The following is a 15,067-nucleotide window of genomic DNA, read 5'->3' as shown; positions in this document are numbered from 1 at the left end:
CTCACTCCTGGAACGTGAGCCGGCCGGCGCGCCAGCCCTCGCGCATGTGGGCCTTGCCGCAGTCGCTGCAGCGGTACTTCAGGTGGGTCTTCTTCGTCGGCTTGTCGCCACCGGGGACCTTCGAGTACCCGCCGGCGTTGCCGATGGTCGCGAGCGCGCGGCGTCGCTGGCGCGCGTCCCGCTTCATTCCGGTCGCCCGACCCGATCGAACCTTCTCCACCTCGTGCTCGTGGTGCGCGTCACAGTGTGGACAGTACGTGTTGAAACGACGTGGCATCTCCATGGATATCGACCTTGAGTCGCGGTTCGTCGCCGACGCTTAAAACGGGTTTGGTCTGTTTCCCGGCCGGCGATCGCCGGTTTCTCACGCCTCCCACTCAGCGACGGCCCGAACCGGCGACCCGTCCCCGTCCCGCAGGCGGAGCGGGAACGCGTACAGCCGGAACCGCGCCGGGAGGCCGTCGAGGTCACAGAGGTTCTCGACGATCGGCAGGTCGTTATTTAAAAAGACGTCGTGAGCGGGCGTGCCGTCCGGCTCGTCGTCGGCCGAGAGCGAGTCGACCGCGGTCGGCGTCGGGTCCGGTCCGAACGCGTCGATCCCGACGCCGACGCCCCGCGTTCGACACCACGCCGCGGCCGCCTCGGTCAGGTAGGGGTGGTCACGGTACCGCTCGGTCCCCCAGCGGGCCGCCCAGCCGGTGCGGCAGACGAGGAGGTCGGCGTCGGAGTCGACCGAACTTGGCCCTTCCTCGACCGCCTCCGACAGCGCCTCCGCCGTGATCGGCTCCCGCGGCTCCAGCGGCCGGAGGTCGACGAGGCGTGCGTCGAACGCGAACCGACCGGGGTCGACCGCGTCGACCGTCGCCCCGTCCGGAAGCGTGTGGCGCGGCGCGTCGACGTGGGTCCCGGCGTGGGTGCCGGTCCGGAGTTCGCTCGTCGCGAAACCGTCGGTCTCGTGGGTCGCGTCGGGCGCGAGCGTCACGTCGGGGTCGCCGGGATACGTCGGCATCCCCGTCTCGATCGGTCGGGAGAGGTCGCGGAACACGCGTCGCGATGGAGCGTGGCGACGCTTAAAACGAGGGGCGATCGACGGCGACCGGCGACCGTCGTCGGCGACGTCGAAGCCCGCCCCCGACTTCCGGGGCCCGAACGTATTTCCTCCGGCCGCCGTTCGGTGCGTGCATGTCGGAACTGCCGCTCGACGCCTACTACGACCTGACGCAGATCGGCGAGGTCGCCGTCTCCCCGTCCGGCGACCGCGTCGCCTTCACCGCCACCGAGTACGACCAGACCGAGGACGAGGCGGTCGCCTCGCTGTTCGTCGTCCCCACCGACGGCTCCCGAGCTCCTCACCGGCTGACGAGCGCCGCCGGCGCGGAGGCGCCGGCGTGGGGGCCCGAGGGAGACCGACTCGCCTTCGTGGCCGCCCGCGACCGCGACGCCGAGCGACGCGTCGGGTGGCGGGACCGAGACGAGGACGGCGAGGACGACGGTGAGGAAAGCGCCGACGGCGACGGGGACGACGACGCGCCTGACGAGGGCGACGACGACGAGCCGAAGCCGCAGGTGTGGCTGTTCGACCTCGCGCTCGGCGGCGACGCGCGGCAGGTCACGGAGCGCGACGAGGGCGTCGCCGACTTCGACTGGTCGCCCGAGGGCGACCGGCTGGTGGTCGAGTCGCGCGACCCGACCGACGAGGAGGCCGAGTACCTCGATCAGGTTCGCGAGGAGGGCGGACCGATCGAGACGACGCGGCTCCAGCACAAGGTGAACGGGGTCGGCTGGACCGACGACGTGACGCCGTACCTCTTCGTCGTCGACCTCGACGACCCCGACGCCGACCCCCGCCGGCTCGACGACGCGTACGGCGGCGGCGCGTTCCAGGACGTGACGGGGATGGAGCCGCACTGGGGCGAGACCGGCCGGATCGCGTTCACCTCCTGCCGGCTCGACCGCCCCGACGACACCACCATCCGCGACGTCTACGCGGTGTCCCCCGAGGGGGGCGACGCCGAGCGGCTCACCGGCGGCGACCTCTCTCACGACGTCCCGACGTGGCGCCCGGGCGCCGACGAGCTGGCGACCGTCGCCGGCGACCCCGACGACCCGCCCGCGCCGGCGGAGGTGTACTTCGTCGACGGCGAGGGAGGGGGCGCGGACGCCGACGGCGACGACCCCGTCTCTCTCACGGCCGGCCTCGATCGGACGGTCGCGCGTGGCGGCGAGCCGGTCTGGGTCGACGGCGCGGTCTACCTCCCGATCGCCGACGAGAGCCACACGCGGCTGGTCCGGGTCGAGACGGACGGGACCGCGGAGCGCGTCTTCGCGGCGCAGGGACGCGACCGCGCGCTGGCGGGATTCGACGTCGCCGCGGACGGGTCGACGGCGGTAGCGGTCCTCTCCGATCCGACCGCGGGAACCGACCTGTACGCGGTCGACGTCGCCGACCTCGACGGGGACGCCGACGGGGCGGACTCCGGCGCGGCGCCCGACTCTGACGCCCTCACCCGGCTCACCGCGGTCAACGAGTCCCTGATAACCGAGTTCGCGATGCCCGAGGCCACGCGCGTCGAGTGGGACTCGGACGGCTGGACGCTCGACGGCGTCGTCTACCACGACCCCGACGTGGACCCCGCCGACGGCGACCACCCGCTGGTGGTGGCGATCCACGGCGGGCCGATGTCGTACGACGAGCCCGTGTTCAGCTTCGCGCACGCCGCGCTGACGAGCCGCGGGTACCTCCTCTTCCGCCCGAACTACCGCGGCGGCACCTCCCGCGGCCGGGCGTTCACCGCGGAGCTGACCGGCGCGTGGGGGACCGCCGAGGTCGACGACATCGCGGCGGGCGTCGCGTCGCTCGCCGACCGCAGGTGGGTCGACCCCGACCGCGTGTTCGGTCACGGCTTCTCGTACGGGGGGATCGCGCAGGGGTTCCTCGTCACTCGGGAACCCGACCTCTTCGCGGCGGCGGCGCCGGAACACGGCATCTACGACCTCCGGTCGGCGTTCGGCACCGACGACACGCACACGTGGTTCGAGGCGGAGTACGGCCTCCCGTGGGAGAACCCGGAGGCGTACGACGCGTCGACGGCGATCCTCGACGCCGGGGAGATCGAGACGCCCCTGCTCGTGATGGCCGGCGGCGAGGACTGGCGGTGTCCGCCCTCCCAGTCCGAGCAGCTGTACGTCGCGGCCCGCAAGCAGGGCATTGACGCCGAGCTCATCGTCTACCCGGACGAGCACCACAACGTCGGCGACCCCGACCGGGCGATCCACCGACTGGAGAAGATCCTCGGCTGGTACGAGACGCACGACCCGGCGGTCGAGGACGGGGACTGAGCCGCGGTGCCGGTCGCGGCCCGAGTCGCGACGACGGCTGAATCGCTAGTGCTCGACGAACTCCACGAGCACCCCGCCCGTCGACCGGGGGTGGAGGAAGGCGACCTCGTGGCCCCACGCGCCGGGACGCGGCTCCTCGTCGACGAGGTCGACGCCGAGGTCGCGGGCGCGGTCGAGCGCCGCCCGGAGGTCGTCGGTCGCGAGCGCGACGTGGTGGATCCCCGGTCCCTCCCGGTCGAGGAAATCGGCGATCGCGCCGCCCTCGGCGGGCGCTAAGAGCTCGAAGTACCCCCCGTCGTCGAGTTCGAGGAAGACGACGTCCATCCCGTCGAACGTTTCCTCGTGAGCGATCGGGGCGTCGAGGAGGCCCTCGAACAGCCCGGCGAGGTCGGCGGCGTCGCGGGTCGCGACGCCGACGTGATCGAATCGCATACGGCTCGGATCGAGCGCCGTCGATTTAAAAGGCCGAGCGGTGCGGCCGTTTTCACCGGTTCGTCGGTGGGACCCAAAGGTTTGGGTGGGCCGGGAGAGTATCGGGGAGCGACCCCGACCGTGAGCGACTCACAGACCGACGCGACGACGGACCAGATGTCCTCGCGGAGCGTCCTGGACTCGCTGCTCGAGAGCGGACTCCACGAGATGAATCGGGAGCGGTCCGGCCTGCTGCTCTCCGGGCTGTCGGCGGGGCTCGACATCGGGTTCGGCCCGCTGATGATGGCGGTGGTGCTGACGCTCTCGCCCGGGAGCTTCGGGGATCTCACGACCGAGCTGCTGCTCGCGAGCGTCTACTCCATCGGCTTCATGTTCGTCATCCTCGGCCGCTCCGAGCTGTTCACCGAGCACACGACGCTGGCCGTGATCCCGGTGCTCGACGGACAGGCGTCGTTCCGAGACCTGGGCCGGCTCTGGGGGCTGGTGTACGTCGGAAACCTCGTCGGCGGGCTGCTGTTCACCCTGCTCGTGATCCTGTTGATGCCGGAGCTCGGCGTCGTCGACCCCCGGTCCTTCGAGACGATCGCGTTAAAGCTCGTCACCCACGACCTCCCGTGGCTGTTCATCGGCGGCGTCTTCGCCGGCTGGCTGATGGGGCTGTTGGCGTGGCTCGTGACGGCGGCCCAGGACACGACCGCCCGGATCCTCCTCGTCCTGATCGTCACCGGGACGATCGGGCTCCTCCACCTCCCGCACTCGATCGCGGGCAACGTCGAGGTGCTGTTCGGACTGTTCGTCTCGGACACCATCACGCTGGCCGACTACGCCGGGTTCCTCGTGCTGGCGACGGTCGGTAACGCGTTCGGCGGCGGGGTGTTCGTCGCGCTGCTGAAGTACGGCCACGTCGTCCGCGGCGCGAACTGAGCGGGCTTCGGAATCGAGCTTTCTCGCCGACTTACCGCCCCGGCTTGTACTCCCCGAACTCGTCGCGAAGCACGTCCGAGACCTCTTGGACCGTCGCGTACGACTTCACGGCGTCGACGATGTGCGGCATCACGTTCTCGGTCCCCCGCGCGGCCTCGCGGAGCGACGCGAGCGCGTCCTCGACCGCGGCGTCGTGGCGGTCGTCTTTCACCCGCTGGAGGCGTTCGCGCTGGTTCTGCTCCTGTTCCGGATCGACCTCTTCGAGGTCCATCTCCGGCTCCTCGTCGACCTCGAACTCGTTGACGCCGACGATGACCCGCTCGCCCTCCTCGATCTCCCGTTGGCGCTCGAAGGCGACGTCCTGTATCTGCCGCTGGACCCACTGGCTCTCGACCGCCTCCAGCATCCCGCCGCGGCGGTCGACCTCCTCCAGTATCTCGAACGCCTCCTCCTCGATCGCGTCGGTGAGGCTCTCCACGTAGTACGACCCGGCGAGCGGGTCGATCGTGTCGGCCGCGCCCGACTCGTGCGCGAGGATCTGCTGGGTGCGGAGCGCGGTGCGGACCGACTTCTCGGTGGGGAGCGCGAGCGCCTCGTCCTTCCCGTTCGTGTGGAGGCTCTGGGTGCCGCCGAGTACCGCGGCGAGCGCCTGATAGGCGACCCGGACGACGTTGTTCTCGATCTGCTGGGCGGTCAGGGTCGAGCCGCCGGTCTGGGTGTGGAACTTGAGCTGCTTCGATTTGGGGTTCTCCGCGCCGAACCGCTCGTCCATGATCTGCGCCCACATCCGGCGGGCGGCGCGGAACTTGGCGGCCTCCTCGAAGACGTTGTTGTGAGCGTTAAAGAAGAAGGAGAGCTGCGGCGCGAACTCGTCGACGTCGAGGCCGGCGTCGATGGCGGCCTGCACGTACTCGATCCCGTCGCCGAGCGTGAACGCGACCTCCTGAGCCGCGGTCGAGCCCGCCTCGCGGATGTGGTACCCCGAGATGGAGATGGTGTTGAAGCTGGGCGTCTCGGCGGCGCAGAACTCGAAGACGTCCGTGATCAGCCGCATCGACTGCTTCGGCGGGTAGATGTAGAGGTTCCGCGCGATGTACTCCTTCATGATGTCGTTCTGGATCGTGCCGCGGAGCTGATCGCGCGGGACGCCCTGCTCGTCGCCCATCGCGACGTACATCGCGAGGAGGACGGCGGCGGGCGCGTTGATCGTCATCGACGTCGAGACCTCGTCGAGCGGGATCCCGTCGAAGACGGTCTCGAAGTCGTCGAGGGTGTCGATGGCGACGCCCGACCGGCCCACCTCGCCCTCGGCCATCGCGGCGTCGGAGTCGTACCCCATCTGCGTCGGGAGGTCGAACGCCATCGAGAGCCCCGAGGAGCCCTCGTCGATGAGGTAGTTGAAGCGCTCGTTGGTCTCCGCGGCGGTGCCCATCCCCGCGTACTGGCGCATCGTCCAGAGCCGCCCGCGGTGCATCGTCGAGTAGACGCCGCGCGTGTACGGCTCCTCGCCCGGGTTCCCCAGGTCATCGCGGTAGTCGTGACCGGGGATGTCGGCCGGGGTGTACAGCGGGTCGACCTCCTGGCCGCCCGTATCGGTGGCGAACGTCTCCTTGCGCTCCCCGAACCGGTCGACCGTCTCGCCGTAGGTCCCCTCCTCCCACGACTCCTTTGCCTCCCGGATCGCGGCTAGTTCCTCAGGATCGTACATTAGTAAATCAGACGCCCGAGCGCGACTTAACCTTTTTCGGGCCGGCCTGGTCGCAGTGGCCCGACCGGTCGGCGACCGGTTTCAAGTGCCGTGCCGTCAATTCGCACGCATGGACGTCCTCTCCGATCCGGCCGAGCGGTTCCTCGCCGCGACGGCCCCCGAGCACACCGCCACGCAGGCGGAGATGGTCGAACTGGCGGACGAGTGGGGGTTCCCGATCATCGGGCCGGAAGCGGGGGCCGTGCTTCGGCTGCTCGCCCGACTGACAGGCGCCCGGCGCGTCTTCGAGTTCGGTTCCGGCTTCGGCTACTCGGCGACGTGGTTCCTGCGCGGCGGGGCCGAGGCGGTGATCTGCACGGAGTTCGACACGGCGGAGGCCGAGCGGGGTGTCCGCTTCGCCGCGGACGGAGGGTACGCCGACAGCGTGACCTTCGAGGTCGGCGACGCGATGGAGACTATCGAGCGCTACGACGGCCCCTTCGACGTCGTCCTCATCGACCACCAGAAGGGTCGCTACGCGGACGCCTACCGCGCGGTCCTCCCGAAGGTCAGGACCGGCGGCGTGATCGTCGCCGACAACATCACCCGCGGCCCGATCGACTTCGGGGACCTCGTCGCGCACTTCGAAGAGGGCGCGCCCCTCCCGGACGCCGAGGTCGACGGGGAGACGCGCGGGATCGGCGAGTACGTCGGCACGGTGCGCTCCGACGACGCCGTCGAGACCGCGATCCTCCCGGTCGGCTCCGGCATCGCGGTGTCGACGAAGGTGGCGTGAAGACGCGACGCCTCCCCTCCGCCGGACCCGTACGGACCGAACCTATTCGGGCGTCGCTCCCGAACGTCGATCCGATGAAAGTGGGGCTCATCTCGGACGTCCACGCGAACCTCCCGGCGCTCGAAGCGGTCCTCGACGACATGCCCGCGGTCGACCGGGTCGTCTGCGCCGGCGACGTAATCGGCTACAACCCGTGGTCGGCCGAGTGCGTCGAGCGCGTGCGCGACGTCGCTGAGCGGACGGTCCGAGGGAACCACGACCGCACGGTCGAGACCCCGGAGCGCTACCGCGCCAACCGCATGGCGGAGGCCGGGCTCGAACACGCGAAGGCGTCGCTGTCGGACGACCAGCTCGCGTGGCTCCGAGGGCTCCCGCGCGCCGAGACGTTCGCGGGCGGGCGGTACCTGCTCGTCCACTCCCACCCCGCGGCCGAGCGAGAGGACGCCTACGTCTACCCCGGAGAGTTCCCGAACTTAGACCGGCACATGGGCGAGTACGACGGGATCGTCCTCGGCCACACGCACGTCCAAGGAAGGCGGTCCGTCGCCGGCGGCGTGGTCGTCAACCCCGGCAGCGTCGGCCAGCCGCGCGACGGCGACCCGGACGCGGGGTACGCCGTCCTCGACGCGGCGACGGACGAGGTCGCCCTCCGACGCGTCGCGTACGATATCGACCGCGTGAGCGAGGCGGTCGCCGACGCCGGTCTCCCGGAGCGCACCGCCGAACGGCTTTATAAAGGCGAGTGAGCGTCGCAGGCGGACGGGCGGGGCGGTGAGACGCCATCGAACGCCCTCAGCGGTCATCGGACCGCCCTCCGCGGTTGCCGGACGCTCTCCGCGGTCGCCGGACCGCCCTCCGCCTCACGGCCAGACACCGAGGAAGAGGAGGACGTTCCGCGCGGCGGTCGCCAGCGAGAGGAGGCCGACGCCGGCGCACATCAGCGTCGCGACGAGCCGTCTCGTCCCGCCGGCGACCGCGACGGGGATCCCGATGACGACCATCCCCGCGGCCTTGGTGAGGAGCATCCCGGGGACGAGTCCGAAGGCGGCGATGAACGCGCCCCCGACGGGCGAGCCCTCGACGTACTGTCCGGTCCCGACGGCGACGTACGTGGAGGCCACGTCGGCGACGGTCCCGAGGACGAGGAGGGCGAGCGCGGCGGCGAGTCGCGAGGGCACTGCCCCAGCGGAGGCGATGGACTGTAATAAGTTTCCGGGAAGGTCGGGAACCGCGGGACTCGACCGGGGCGTCGCGTGGCTGGGGCTGACCGCGAGGCGCGCACAGCACGAATCCATTTAAACCGCCGCGCCACGTACGATCGCTAATGAGTTCGTCCGAGGACGAGTACGAGATCGCGGTGGTCGGCGGCGGGCCGGCCGGACTGACGACCGCCCTGTACGGCGCCCGACTGGGCCACGAGACGGTGCTCATCGACCGCGGCGGCGGCCGCGCGGCGATGATGACCCACACCCACAACGTGATCGGCATCACCGAGGAGGTCTCCGGCAACGAGCTCCTCGCGACCGGCCGCGAGCAGGTGCAGTCGTACGGCGGGGCCTACGAGCGCGGCTTCGTCACCGACGTGACCGAGACCGACGACGGTCGCTTCCGACTGACGACGAAGGACGTCGAGCTCGTCGCGGAGCGCGTCGTGCTCGCGACGGGCTTCGCCGACGAGCGTCCGGACCCGCCGCTTCCGCGGAACGCGCGGGGGCTCCACTGGTGTCTCCACTGCGACGCGTACATGTTCGTCGACGAGCCGGTGTACGTGATGGGTCACGGCGAGGCGGCCGCCCACGTCGCGATGATCATGCTGAACGTGACCGACGACGTGGACCTCCTGACCCGCGGCGCGGAGCCGACGTGGAGCGAGGAGACGGCGGCCCAGTTGGAGGCGCACCCGGTCGACGTCGTCCACGAGGACGTCGTCGGCGTCGAGAACGATCCCGACTCCGGCTGGCTGGAGGCGATGGCGTTCGAGGACGGCACCCGCCGCGAGTACCGCGGCGGCTTCCCGATGTACGGCTCCGACTACAACACCGCGCTCGCCGAGGGACTCGGCTGCGACCTCACCGAGGGCGGCGAGATCGACGTCGACGACCACGGGCGCACGAGCGTCGACGGCGTCTACGCGGTCGGCGACGTGACGCCGGGCCACAACCAGGTGCCCGTCGCGCTCGGACAGGGCGCGAAGGCCGGGATCGCGCTGCACAAGGAGCTCCGCGAGTTCCCGCGGTCGACGGAGGAGATCGCCCGCGACGGCCCCGTTTCCGAGGAGGACGTCCCCGCTATCGACCCCGAACTGCTGGCGACCGCCGTCGCCCACGAGGGGCACGCCGGCGGTCCCCGCTCGGAGTCCGAGCAAAACGCGGAGCAGCCCGCGGCCGACGACGACTGAACCGCCCGACCGCCCGATTCCGGCGGCTGCCGATGCGCGTCGACCCCCGAGAGGCGGGACTCGACACCAATCTTTTTGATCGGGAGCGTCCGACCGTCCGTATGGGGACTATCGACGCGGACTTCGGCGGTGAGACGGTCGTCGTCACCGGAGGATCGAGCGGCATCGGTCGCGCGGTCGCCAACGGGTTCGGCGACGCGGGAGCGACCGTGATCAACGCCGACGTCCGGGCGGCACCGAAAGACGTCGACGCCGAGACGCCCACGCACGAGGCCATCGAGGAGCGCGGCGGGACCGCCGCGTTCGTCGAGACGGACGTCTCCGACCCGGGCCAGATCGAGTCGGTGATCGAGGCCGCCCGCGAGTTCGGCGGGGTCGACGTGATGGTGAACAACGCGGGCGTCCACCGCAGCCTCGCGTTCCTCGACGTCACCCCCGACGACTTCGATTTCGTTCACGGGGTCAACCTCCGGGGCGCGTTCTTCGGCACGCAACTGGCCGCCCGGGACATGATCGATCGGGGCGTCGAGGGCGCGATCGTGAACACGTCGTCGACGACGGCCGAGCGCGCCGAGCGGAACCACTCTCACTACGCGGCGACGAAAGGGGGCATTCAGATGCTCACTCGAAGCGCGGCGCTCGAACTCGACGAGCACGGGATCCGGGTGAACGCGGTCGCGCCGGGCCCGATCGCCACGGAAATTCGGGAGGGGTGGGCGGGGGAGGCGAGAGACTCCGTCGCGGAGTCCGACGGGCTCCCGTCCCGAGCCGGGACGCCCGAGGACCTCCCCGGGGCGTACCTCTACCTCGCCTCTGAGGGTGCGAGCTACGTCACGGGCGAGACGGTGTGGATCGACGGCGGATCGAGTCTGTAGGCCGCGACGACCCCGAGCGGCGCGTCACGCTGCAGACGGTGGTGACGGTCCCAGCGGGCCGTCGGCGCCGGTGGACACACGACGGTCGCCCGGCGTCGGTCGCCCTGTTCGCAGTGGTTCCGTGCGGGGCCGAACAAATATATTCCCGACAAATTCTATTTCAAATACTGATACGATAGTTCGTTTTTTGATAATCTGACAGTTAGTTTTATAATCAGCAGACAATATTCTTGTTAAAATGAATAGAAAAATAGTAGCGCCTCGCGGAATGTGAGCCGATGGGGGGTCCAGAACGGTCGGTCCCGGGCGTGGACACGGGGACCACGCCGGAGCGGGCGGACGTCGAGCAGACGCTGACGAGGCGAGGGGTCTTGCGGGCGGTGACGGGCGGTGCCGCGGCGGTCGGCGTGGTCAACGCGGCGGGGAAAACCGTCGCGGCGGCGGAGGGGAACGCCCCGCCCGAGGTGTGGCCGATGACCGGCGGATCCCCGTCGAAGACGGGCCAACGGGGCGACGTGACCGGTCCGAAGGGCCGACATCCCTCGCTCCGGTGGAGCGCCCGCGTGACCGAGCGCGTGTTGACGGCCCCGGCCGTCGTCGGACGGACGGTCTACACCGGCGATCGGAACGGGATCGTCCACGCCCATTCGGCGGCCGACGGCGAGGAACTGTGGCGACGGGGGGTCGGCGACTGGGTGGACGCGTCGCCGGCGGTGGTCGACGGTTCCCTCTTCGTCGGAACGCGCGGCGGCGAGGCGGTGTCGCTCTCCGCCGCGGACGGCGAGGAGCGCTGGCGGACGACCGTCGACGGGTGGATCCGCTCGCCGCTCACAGTCGCCGACGGGGTCGTGTACCTCGGGACGACGGCGGGGCTCGTCGTCGCCCTCGACGCGGCCGACGGCACGGTCCAGTGGCGCTTCCGGGCCGGCGATTGGGTCCGGTCCTCGCCGGCCGTCGCCGGCGACCTCGTCGTCGCCGGCAGTTACGACGGGACGCTCTACGCGGTCGACTCCGAGACCGGCGCCGAGGAATGGGCGTTCGAGACCGGGAGCCCGATCCACGGATCCGCCGCGGTCGCCGGCGAGACCGCCTTCGTCGGGAGCGACGACGGGACCGTCTCCGCCGTCGAGTTGGCCGGCGGCGAGGAGCGCTGGCGGGCGTCGATCGACGGCAGCATCCGCAGCTCGCCGGCCACCGACGGGGCGACCGTCTACGTCGGGAGCGACGTCGGCACCGTCCACGCCTTCGCCGCGTCCGACGGAACCGAACGCTGGACGTTCAAGGCGGATCACTGGATCCGCACCTCGCCGGTCGTGAGCGACGGGACCGTCTTCGGCGCGACCGCCGGCGGGTCGGTGTTCGCGCTCGACGCCGCCGACGGCCGGCCGGTGTGGGTCCACGCGACCGGGGACCGCATCCACGCCTCGCTCGCGCTGGCCGAAGGGGCGGTGTACGTCGGCGGCCTCGACGCCTTCGTGTACGCCATCGAGACCGCGGAGGACGACGGCGACGTCGGGGAGCCAGTCCCGGTCGAAGCGGAGCCGGACGGGGGGTCCGAGGCCGCTCCCCTGACGCTGGTGGGAACACTCACGGGGTTCTTCTCCGACGAGAAGACGCTCACCGAGTTGGAGTTCACCATCTCCGCGCTCGGCGTCGTCTACCAGATGTTGGGGTCCTGAGATGGCCAGAGGGTGGCCCGCGTTCTGGACGACGGTGCTCGCGCTCCCGTTCCTGGTCGGCGGGGCCTACCTGTATCTCTACCGACTGGAGTATCCCACCTCCACGGGGACGACCCCGATGCTCTTCGCGGGATTCATGATCCTGATGGGACTGTACGTGCAGTTCGTGGTCGCCCCGCCACCGCCCGAGATGCAGCCGGGCGAGACGCTCCACGAGACGGTGTCCCCGTTTCAGCTGGCGGCGGTCGACCGGTTCCCGTTCTTCCTCGCCTTCTTCGTGCTGACCGTGCAGCTGCGGTTCCGGACGGACGTGCCGGTGATCCTGCCGGCCGCGACGATGCTGCTCGCGCTCTACTTTCTCACCACCGGGCTGATCGAGTACTGGAAATCGAGCCTCACGGTCCACTACGTCACCAACCGCCGCGTGATCACCGACTACCGCTTCCTGTGGCTCTCGCGCGTCGACGTTCCCCTGCCGCAGATCAAGGGGCTCGAACAGCAGCAGACCGTGTTCGAGTCGGTCCTCGGCGTGGGGAACATCGTCTTGGTGACCGGGGCGGGCGGCCGCCGACCGGCCCGCATCGAGATGCGGAACGTCCTGGACGCCGTCCAGATACGGCGGCTGATCGCGTCGCTCAGGTTCGCCCACGACGGCGACGTCGACGAGCCGGCGGACCTCGACGAACCGGACGCCGAGACCGACGACGCGCTCCGGGACGACGTGGCCGGTCCGCCGCCGGGGACGGAGCTCCGGGAGGCGTGGCTCGCCCGCCACGACCCGGAACACGGCACCGTCGGCGGCCCCGACCAGCCCGCGCCGGCCGTTCCCTCGATGCACGTGGACCGGAGCCGCACGTACGCGGTCGACCCGGAGCTGAACATCAGCCTCGTCGGTCGTGGCGGCGACGACACCAGTGAAGCGGCCGCAGGGACGCTCCTGGCGGAAGCGGCCACGACGGCGCGAACCGTCGAGAGGGCCCTCGACCTGCTTCCGTCGACGCTCGGCGGACGACTGTCGGCCGCACACGCCATCGCCTCGGCGCTGTCCTCGGCCATCGATGAAGAGGAGTCGGGTTCCGACCCCGGCGCCTTGGAGGGATTCGAATGGATCGGACGGACTCGGTAAACCACAGATGACACACCACTCGAGACAGATGACACGAAACACGACACAGCCGACACGAAACACGACATCAGCGACCGGCGGAATCGACGAGACGATGACCACCGTCACGACGGGAGCACACCCATGACCGGGCTCGTCCCGCGGGACCCGTTCATGCTCCTTCTCACGGTGATCGCGGCGATCGCGCTCGTCAGCTTCACCTTCGCGCTGGCCTCCGATCTCGTCAGGTGGGTGGTCTCGTTCGCGGTCCCCGTCGTGGTGGTGACGCGATGATCGGGTGGCTCGTCCGAACGCCGATCGGACTGCTCGCGCTCCTGTTCATCGCCGCGGCGTTCGTGAGCATGTTCGTCGCCAACCTCTTCTCGCTGCTCCGGGCGTGGGGAGTGGAGATCGGGCTCGGCGTCGCTCTCCCCGTGATCGCGACGGTGATCGGCGCATGATCGGCCCGCTTCCGCGGGACCCACTCGGGCTGGCGATTCTACTCCTCGCGCTGATCGCCGTCATCGTGATGGTCCCCGACTTCGTCGCCGACATGCTCTCGGCGATATGAGCGCCGCGACCGTCCAGTAGGGTGACGGCCGTCTCGGTTGGTTCGCTCGACGGGTCGACCGCGTAGATTGCTCTCACTTCGTTCGAGAAATGCGCCGGCCGGGACCCTCGCGAGCGAACGGCGTGAGCGAGCGAGGGTACGGGCGGCGCACGACCGAAGGGAGTTTGCTGAGCGGAGCGAAGCAAACGTCGACTGACGCAGTCAGTCGGAAGTGCGCCGGCCGGGATTTGAACCAGAGGAAGACGGTCCTGCTCGCTCGCTTCGCTCGCTGCGCGGGCTGCGACTTCCAGGACTCAAATCCGTCGGCGATTTCTCTCACTTCGTTCGAGAAATGCGCCGGCCGGGACCCTCGCGAGCGAACGGCGTGAGCGAGCGAGGGTACGGGCGGCGCACGACCGAAGGGAGTGCGCCGGCCGGGATTTGAACCCGGGCCATGAGCTTGGAAGGCCGCGCTCGACCACAACGCTCGCGCGGAACTCCCACTCCGTCTTGCGCTTTTCAGGCGTCTCTACTGTCTCCAAATGAGTTGTCAGTATATAAAACCCGCACCATGAGCGCTTAGGCGAATGGCTCAGTACGTACCCAAAAACACCATATTGCGGCTATCACCGGGTACTTTGATATGATAACCGTCTGAATCCTCAATCATCCATGGATGAGGACGCGGTGAAAGAGTACGTCGATCACGCTCAAGCGACTATTGAGGCGGCCCCACAAATGGATGAGGCCAACACGAAAGCCGCTATTCTACGTGACTTTCTTGACCTTCTCAACTGGACGATCCCTGACAACACTCAACTGGAGTACTCTGTCAAAGCCTTCGGAAAGACCTACAAGGTAGATTATGCCCTGATACTGGACGGCGCTCCCGTTGCCTTTCTCGAAGCCAAAGGCGTAGACACGACACTCTCGGACAAGCACAGAAAGAAGTTGAAAGCCTATCTCAAGAACGAAGACGTAAACTTGGGTATCCTCACGAACGGAGAGGAATACGAGTTCTATCGGCGGGAAGTGGTTGATACCAAAGTCAACGTGAATACACTCGGGAGAACGGGCCTCCAAAGTCTTCCTGAGAGGGTTACAACACTAAGAGCATTCACCAAAGACGCGATCCAGAACAACGAGTGGGAAAAGATTCTCAACCGAATCAAGGAACTCCGAGAAGCACGGACGACACTTGAAAGAGAGAAGGATGATTTAGCTACGGAGGTTGCGGAACTGTTCTCTGAACGGGTTTCGGGGAAGATCACCCCTCTGACGG

General features: G+C 69.2%; 16 protein-coding genes. 11 read left to right on the top strand and 5 right to left on the bottom strand.

Features of this window, described 5'->3' with window-relative positions; all coding sequences use genetic code 11:
- Position 1: 1 nt before the first annotated feature.
- Positions 2 to 283 (bottom strand): 50S ribosomal protein L44e, encoded by a 282-nt coding sequence (locus R6U01_RS12025; protein WP_410286694.1) that lies wholly within the window; start codon positions 281 to 283, stop codon positions 2 to 4.
- A gap of 81 nt (positions 284 to 364) precedes the next feature.
- Complete coding sequence (locus R6U01_RS12020) at positions 365 to 1,045, bottom strand: cyclase family protein (RefSeq protein ID WP_410286693.1); 681 nt, start codon at positions 1,043 to 1,045, stop codon at positions 365 to 367.
- Positions 1,046 to 1,182: 137 nt separating this feature from the next.
- Here R6U01_RS12020 and R6U01_RS12015 point away from each other — a divergent pair, with 137 nt between their 5' ends.
- Positions 1,183 to 3,339 carry a S9 family peptidase gene (locus R6U01_RS12015; protein ID WP_410286692.1) on the top strand — a complete coding sequence of 719 codons (2,157 nt, stop codon included), beginning with the start codon at positions 1,183 to 1,185 and terminating at the stop codon, positions 3,337 to 3,339.
- 45 nt (positions 3,340 to 3,384) lie between these two features.
- On the opposite strand, the gene mce is transcribed toward R6U01_RS12015, so the two are convergent.
- Entirely contained in the window at positions 3,385 to 3,771 is a 387-nt protein-coding gene (gene mce, locus R6U01_RS12010; RefSeq protein ID WP_410286691.1) for a methylmalonyl-CoA epimerase, read from the bottom strand.
- A gap of 120 nt (positions 3,772 to 3,891) precedes the next feature.
- On the opposite strand from mce, the gene R6U01_RS12005 reads away from it, so the two are divergent.
- Positions 3,892 to 4,695 (top strand): formate/nitrite transporter family protein, encoded by an 804-nt coding sequence (locus R6U01_RS12005; protein WP_410286690.1) that lies wholly within the window; start codon positions 3,892 to 3,894, stop codon positions 4,693 to 4,695.
- Between the two features lie 31 nt (positions 4,696 to 4,726).
- Here R6U01_RS12005 and R6U01_RS12000 read toward each other — a convergent pair whose 3' ends face one another.
- On the bottom strand, positions 4,727 to 6,403 hold the full coding sequence (locus R6U01_RS12000) for a methylmalonyl-CoA mutase (protein WP_410286689.1): 1,677 nt from the start codon (positions 6,401 to 6,403) through the stop codon (positions 4,727 to 4,729).
- 109 nt (positions 6,404 to 6,512) lie between these two features.
- On the opposite strand from R6U01_RS12000, the gene R6U01_RS11995 reads away from it, so the two are divergent.
- Complete coding sequence (locus R6U01_RS11995; protein WP_410286688.1) at positions 6,513 to 7,178, top strand: O-methyltransferase; 666 nt, start codon at positions 6,513 to 6,515, stop codon at positions 7,176 to 7,178.
- 74 nt (positions 7,179 to 7,252) lie between these two features.
- Positions 7,253 to 7,924, top strand: coding sequence for a metallophosphoesterase family protein (locus R6U01_RS11990; protein ID WP_410286687.1), 672 nt, complete (start codon positions 7,253 to 7,255; stop codon positions 7,922 to 7,924).
- A 114-nt stretch (positions 7,925 to 8,038) separates the two neighbouring features.
- Here the strand turns inward: R6U01_RS11990 and R6U01_RS11985 are convergent, their stop codons facing one another.
- On the bottom strand, positions 8,039 to 8,356 hold the full coding sequence (locus R6U01_RS11985; RefSeq protein WP_410286686.1) for a hypothetical protein: 318 nt from the start codon (positions 8,354 to 8,356) through the stop codon (positions 8,039 to 8,041).
- Positions 8,357 to 8,502: 146 nt separating this feature from the next.
- Between R6U01_RS11985 and R6U01_RS11980 the strand changes: the two genes are divergently transcribed.
- From R6U01_RS11980 to R6U01_RS11950, 7 genes are all read left to right on the top strand, one after another.
- The gene (locus R6U01_RS11980; RefSeq protein WP_410286685.1) at positions 8,503 to 9,576 is read left to right on the top strand and encodes an NAD(P)/FAD-dependent oxidoreductase; all 1,074 of its coding nucleotides are present in this window, start codon (positions 8,503 to 8,505) and stop codon (positions 9,574 to 9,576) included.
- 101 nt (positions 9,577 to 9,677) lie between these two features.
- Positions 9,678 to 10,451 (top strand): SDR family NAD(P)-dependent oxidoreductase, encoded by a 774-nt coding sequence (locus tag R6U01_RS11975; RefSeq protein WP_410286684.1) that lies wholly within the window; start codon positions 9,678 to 9,680, stop codon positions 10,449 to 10,451.
- A gap of 278 nt (positions 10,452 to 10,729) precedes the next feature.
- Positions 10,730 to 12,130, top strand: coding sequence for a PQQ-binding-like beta-propeller repeat protein (locus tag R6U01_RS11970; protein ID WP_410286683.1), 1,401 nt, complete (start codon positions 10,730 to 10,732; stop codon positions 12,128 to 12,130).
- Between the two features lies 1 nt (position 12,131).
- Positions 12,132 to 13,256, top strand: coding sequence for a PH domain-containing protein (locus tag R6U01_RS11965; RefSeq protein ID WP_410286682.1), 1,125 nt, complete (start codon positions 12,132 to 12,134; stop codon positions 13,254 to 13,256).
- A gap of 123 nt (positions 13,257 to 13,379) precedes the next feature.
- On the top strand, positions 13,380 to 13,529 hold the full coding sequence (locus R6U01_RS11960; protein WP_410286681.1) for a hypothetical protein: 150 nt from the start codon (positions 13,380 to 13,382) through the stop codon (positions 13,527 to 13,529).
- Positions 13,526 to 13,696 (top strand): hypothetical protein, encoded by a 171-nt coding sequence (locus R6U01_RS11955; RefSeq protein WP_410286680.1) that lies wholly within the window; start codon positions 13,526 to 13,528, stop codon positions 13,694 to 13,696. The genes R6U01_RS11960 and R6U01_RS11955 overlap by 4 nt, the downstream gene beginning before the upstream one ends.
- Positions 13,697 to 14,457: 761 nt before the next feature.
- On the top strand, positions 14,458 to 15,067 hold a 610-nt coding region (locus R6U01_RS11950; protein ID WP_410286679.1), incomplete at its 3' end, for a type I restriction endonuclease.

Origin of the sequence: Halorubrum sp., from assembly GCF_046498025.1 — an archaeon.
Taxonomy (GTDB): Archaea; Halobacteriota; Halobacteria; order Halobacteriales; family Haloferacaceae; genus Halorubrum.
The sequence above is the reverse complement of the archived record's forward strand: the minus strand, read 5'-3'. Positions and strand labels throughout refer to the sequence as shown.

Coding starts and splice junctions, on each gene's coding strand:
- R6U01_RS12025 (WP_410286694.1), bottom strand. CDS start 283: ATGGAGATGCCACGTCGTTTCAACACGTACTGTCCACACTGTGACGCG.
- R6U01_RS12015 (WP_410286692.1), top strand. CDS start 1,183: ATGTCGGAACTGCCGCTCGACGCCTACTACGACCTGACGCAGATCGGC.
- mce (WP_410286691.1), bottom strand. CDS start 3,771: ATGCGATTCGATCACGTCGGCGTCGCGACCCGCGACGCCGCCGACCTC.
- R6U01_RS12000 (WP_410286689.1), bottom strand. CDS start 6,403: ATGTACGATCCTGAGGAACTAGCCGCGATCCGGGAGGCAAAGGAGTCG.
- R6U01_RS11995 (WP_410286688.1), top strand. CDS start 6,513: ATGGACGTCCTCTCCGATCCGGCCGAGCGGTTCCTCGCCGCGACGGCC.
- R6U01_RS11990 (WP_410286687.1), top strand. CDS start 7,253: ATGAAAGTGGGGCTCATCTCGGACGTCCACGCGAACCTCCCGGCGCTC.
- R6U01_RS11980 (WP_410286685.1), top strand. CDS start 8,503: ATGAGTTCGTCCGAGGACGAGTACGAGATCGCGGTGGTCGGCGGCGGG.
- R6U01_RS11975 (WP_410286684.1), top strand. CDS start 9,678: ATGGGGACTATCGACGCGGACTTCGGCGGTGAGACGGTCGTCGTCACC.
- R6U01_RS11970 (WP_410286683.1), top strand. CDS start 10,730: ATGGGGGGTCCAGAACGGTCGGTCCCGGGCGTGGACACGGGGACCACG.
- R6U01_RS11965 (WP_410286682.1), top strand. CDS start 12,132: ATGGCCAGAGGGTGGCCCGCGTTCTGGACGACGGTGCTCGCGCTCCCG.
- R6U01_RS11960 (WP_410286681.1), top strand. CDS start 13,380: ATGACCGGGCTCGTCCCGCGGGACCCGTTCATGCTCCTTCTCACGGTG.
- R6U01_RS11955 (WP_410286680.1), top strand. CDS start 13,526: ATGATCGGGTGGCTCGTCCGAACGCCGATCGGACTGCTCGCGCTCCTG.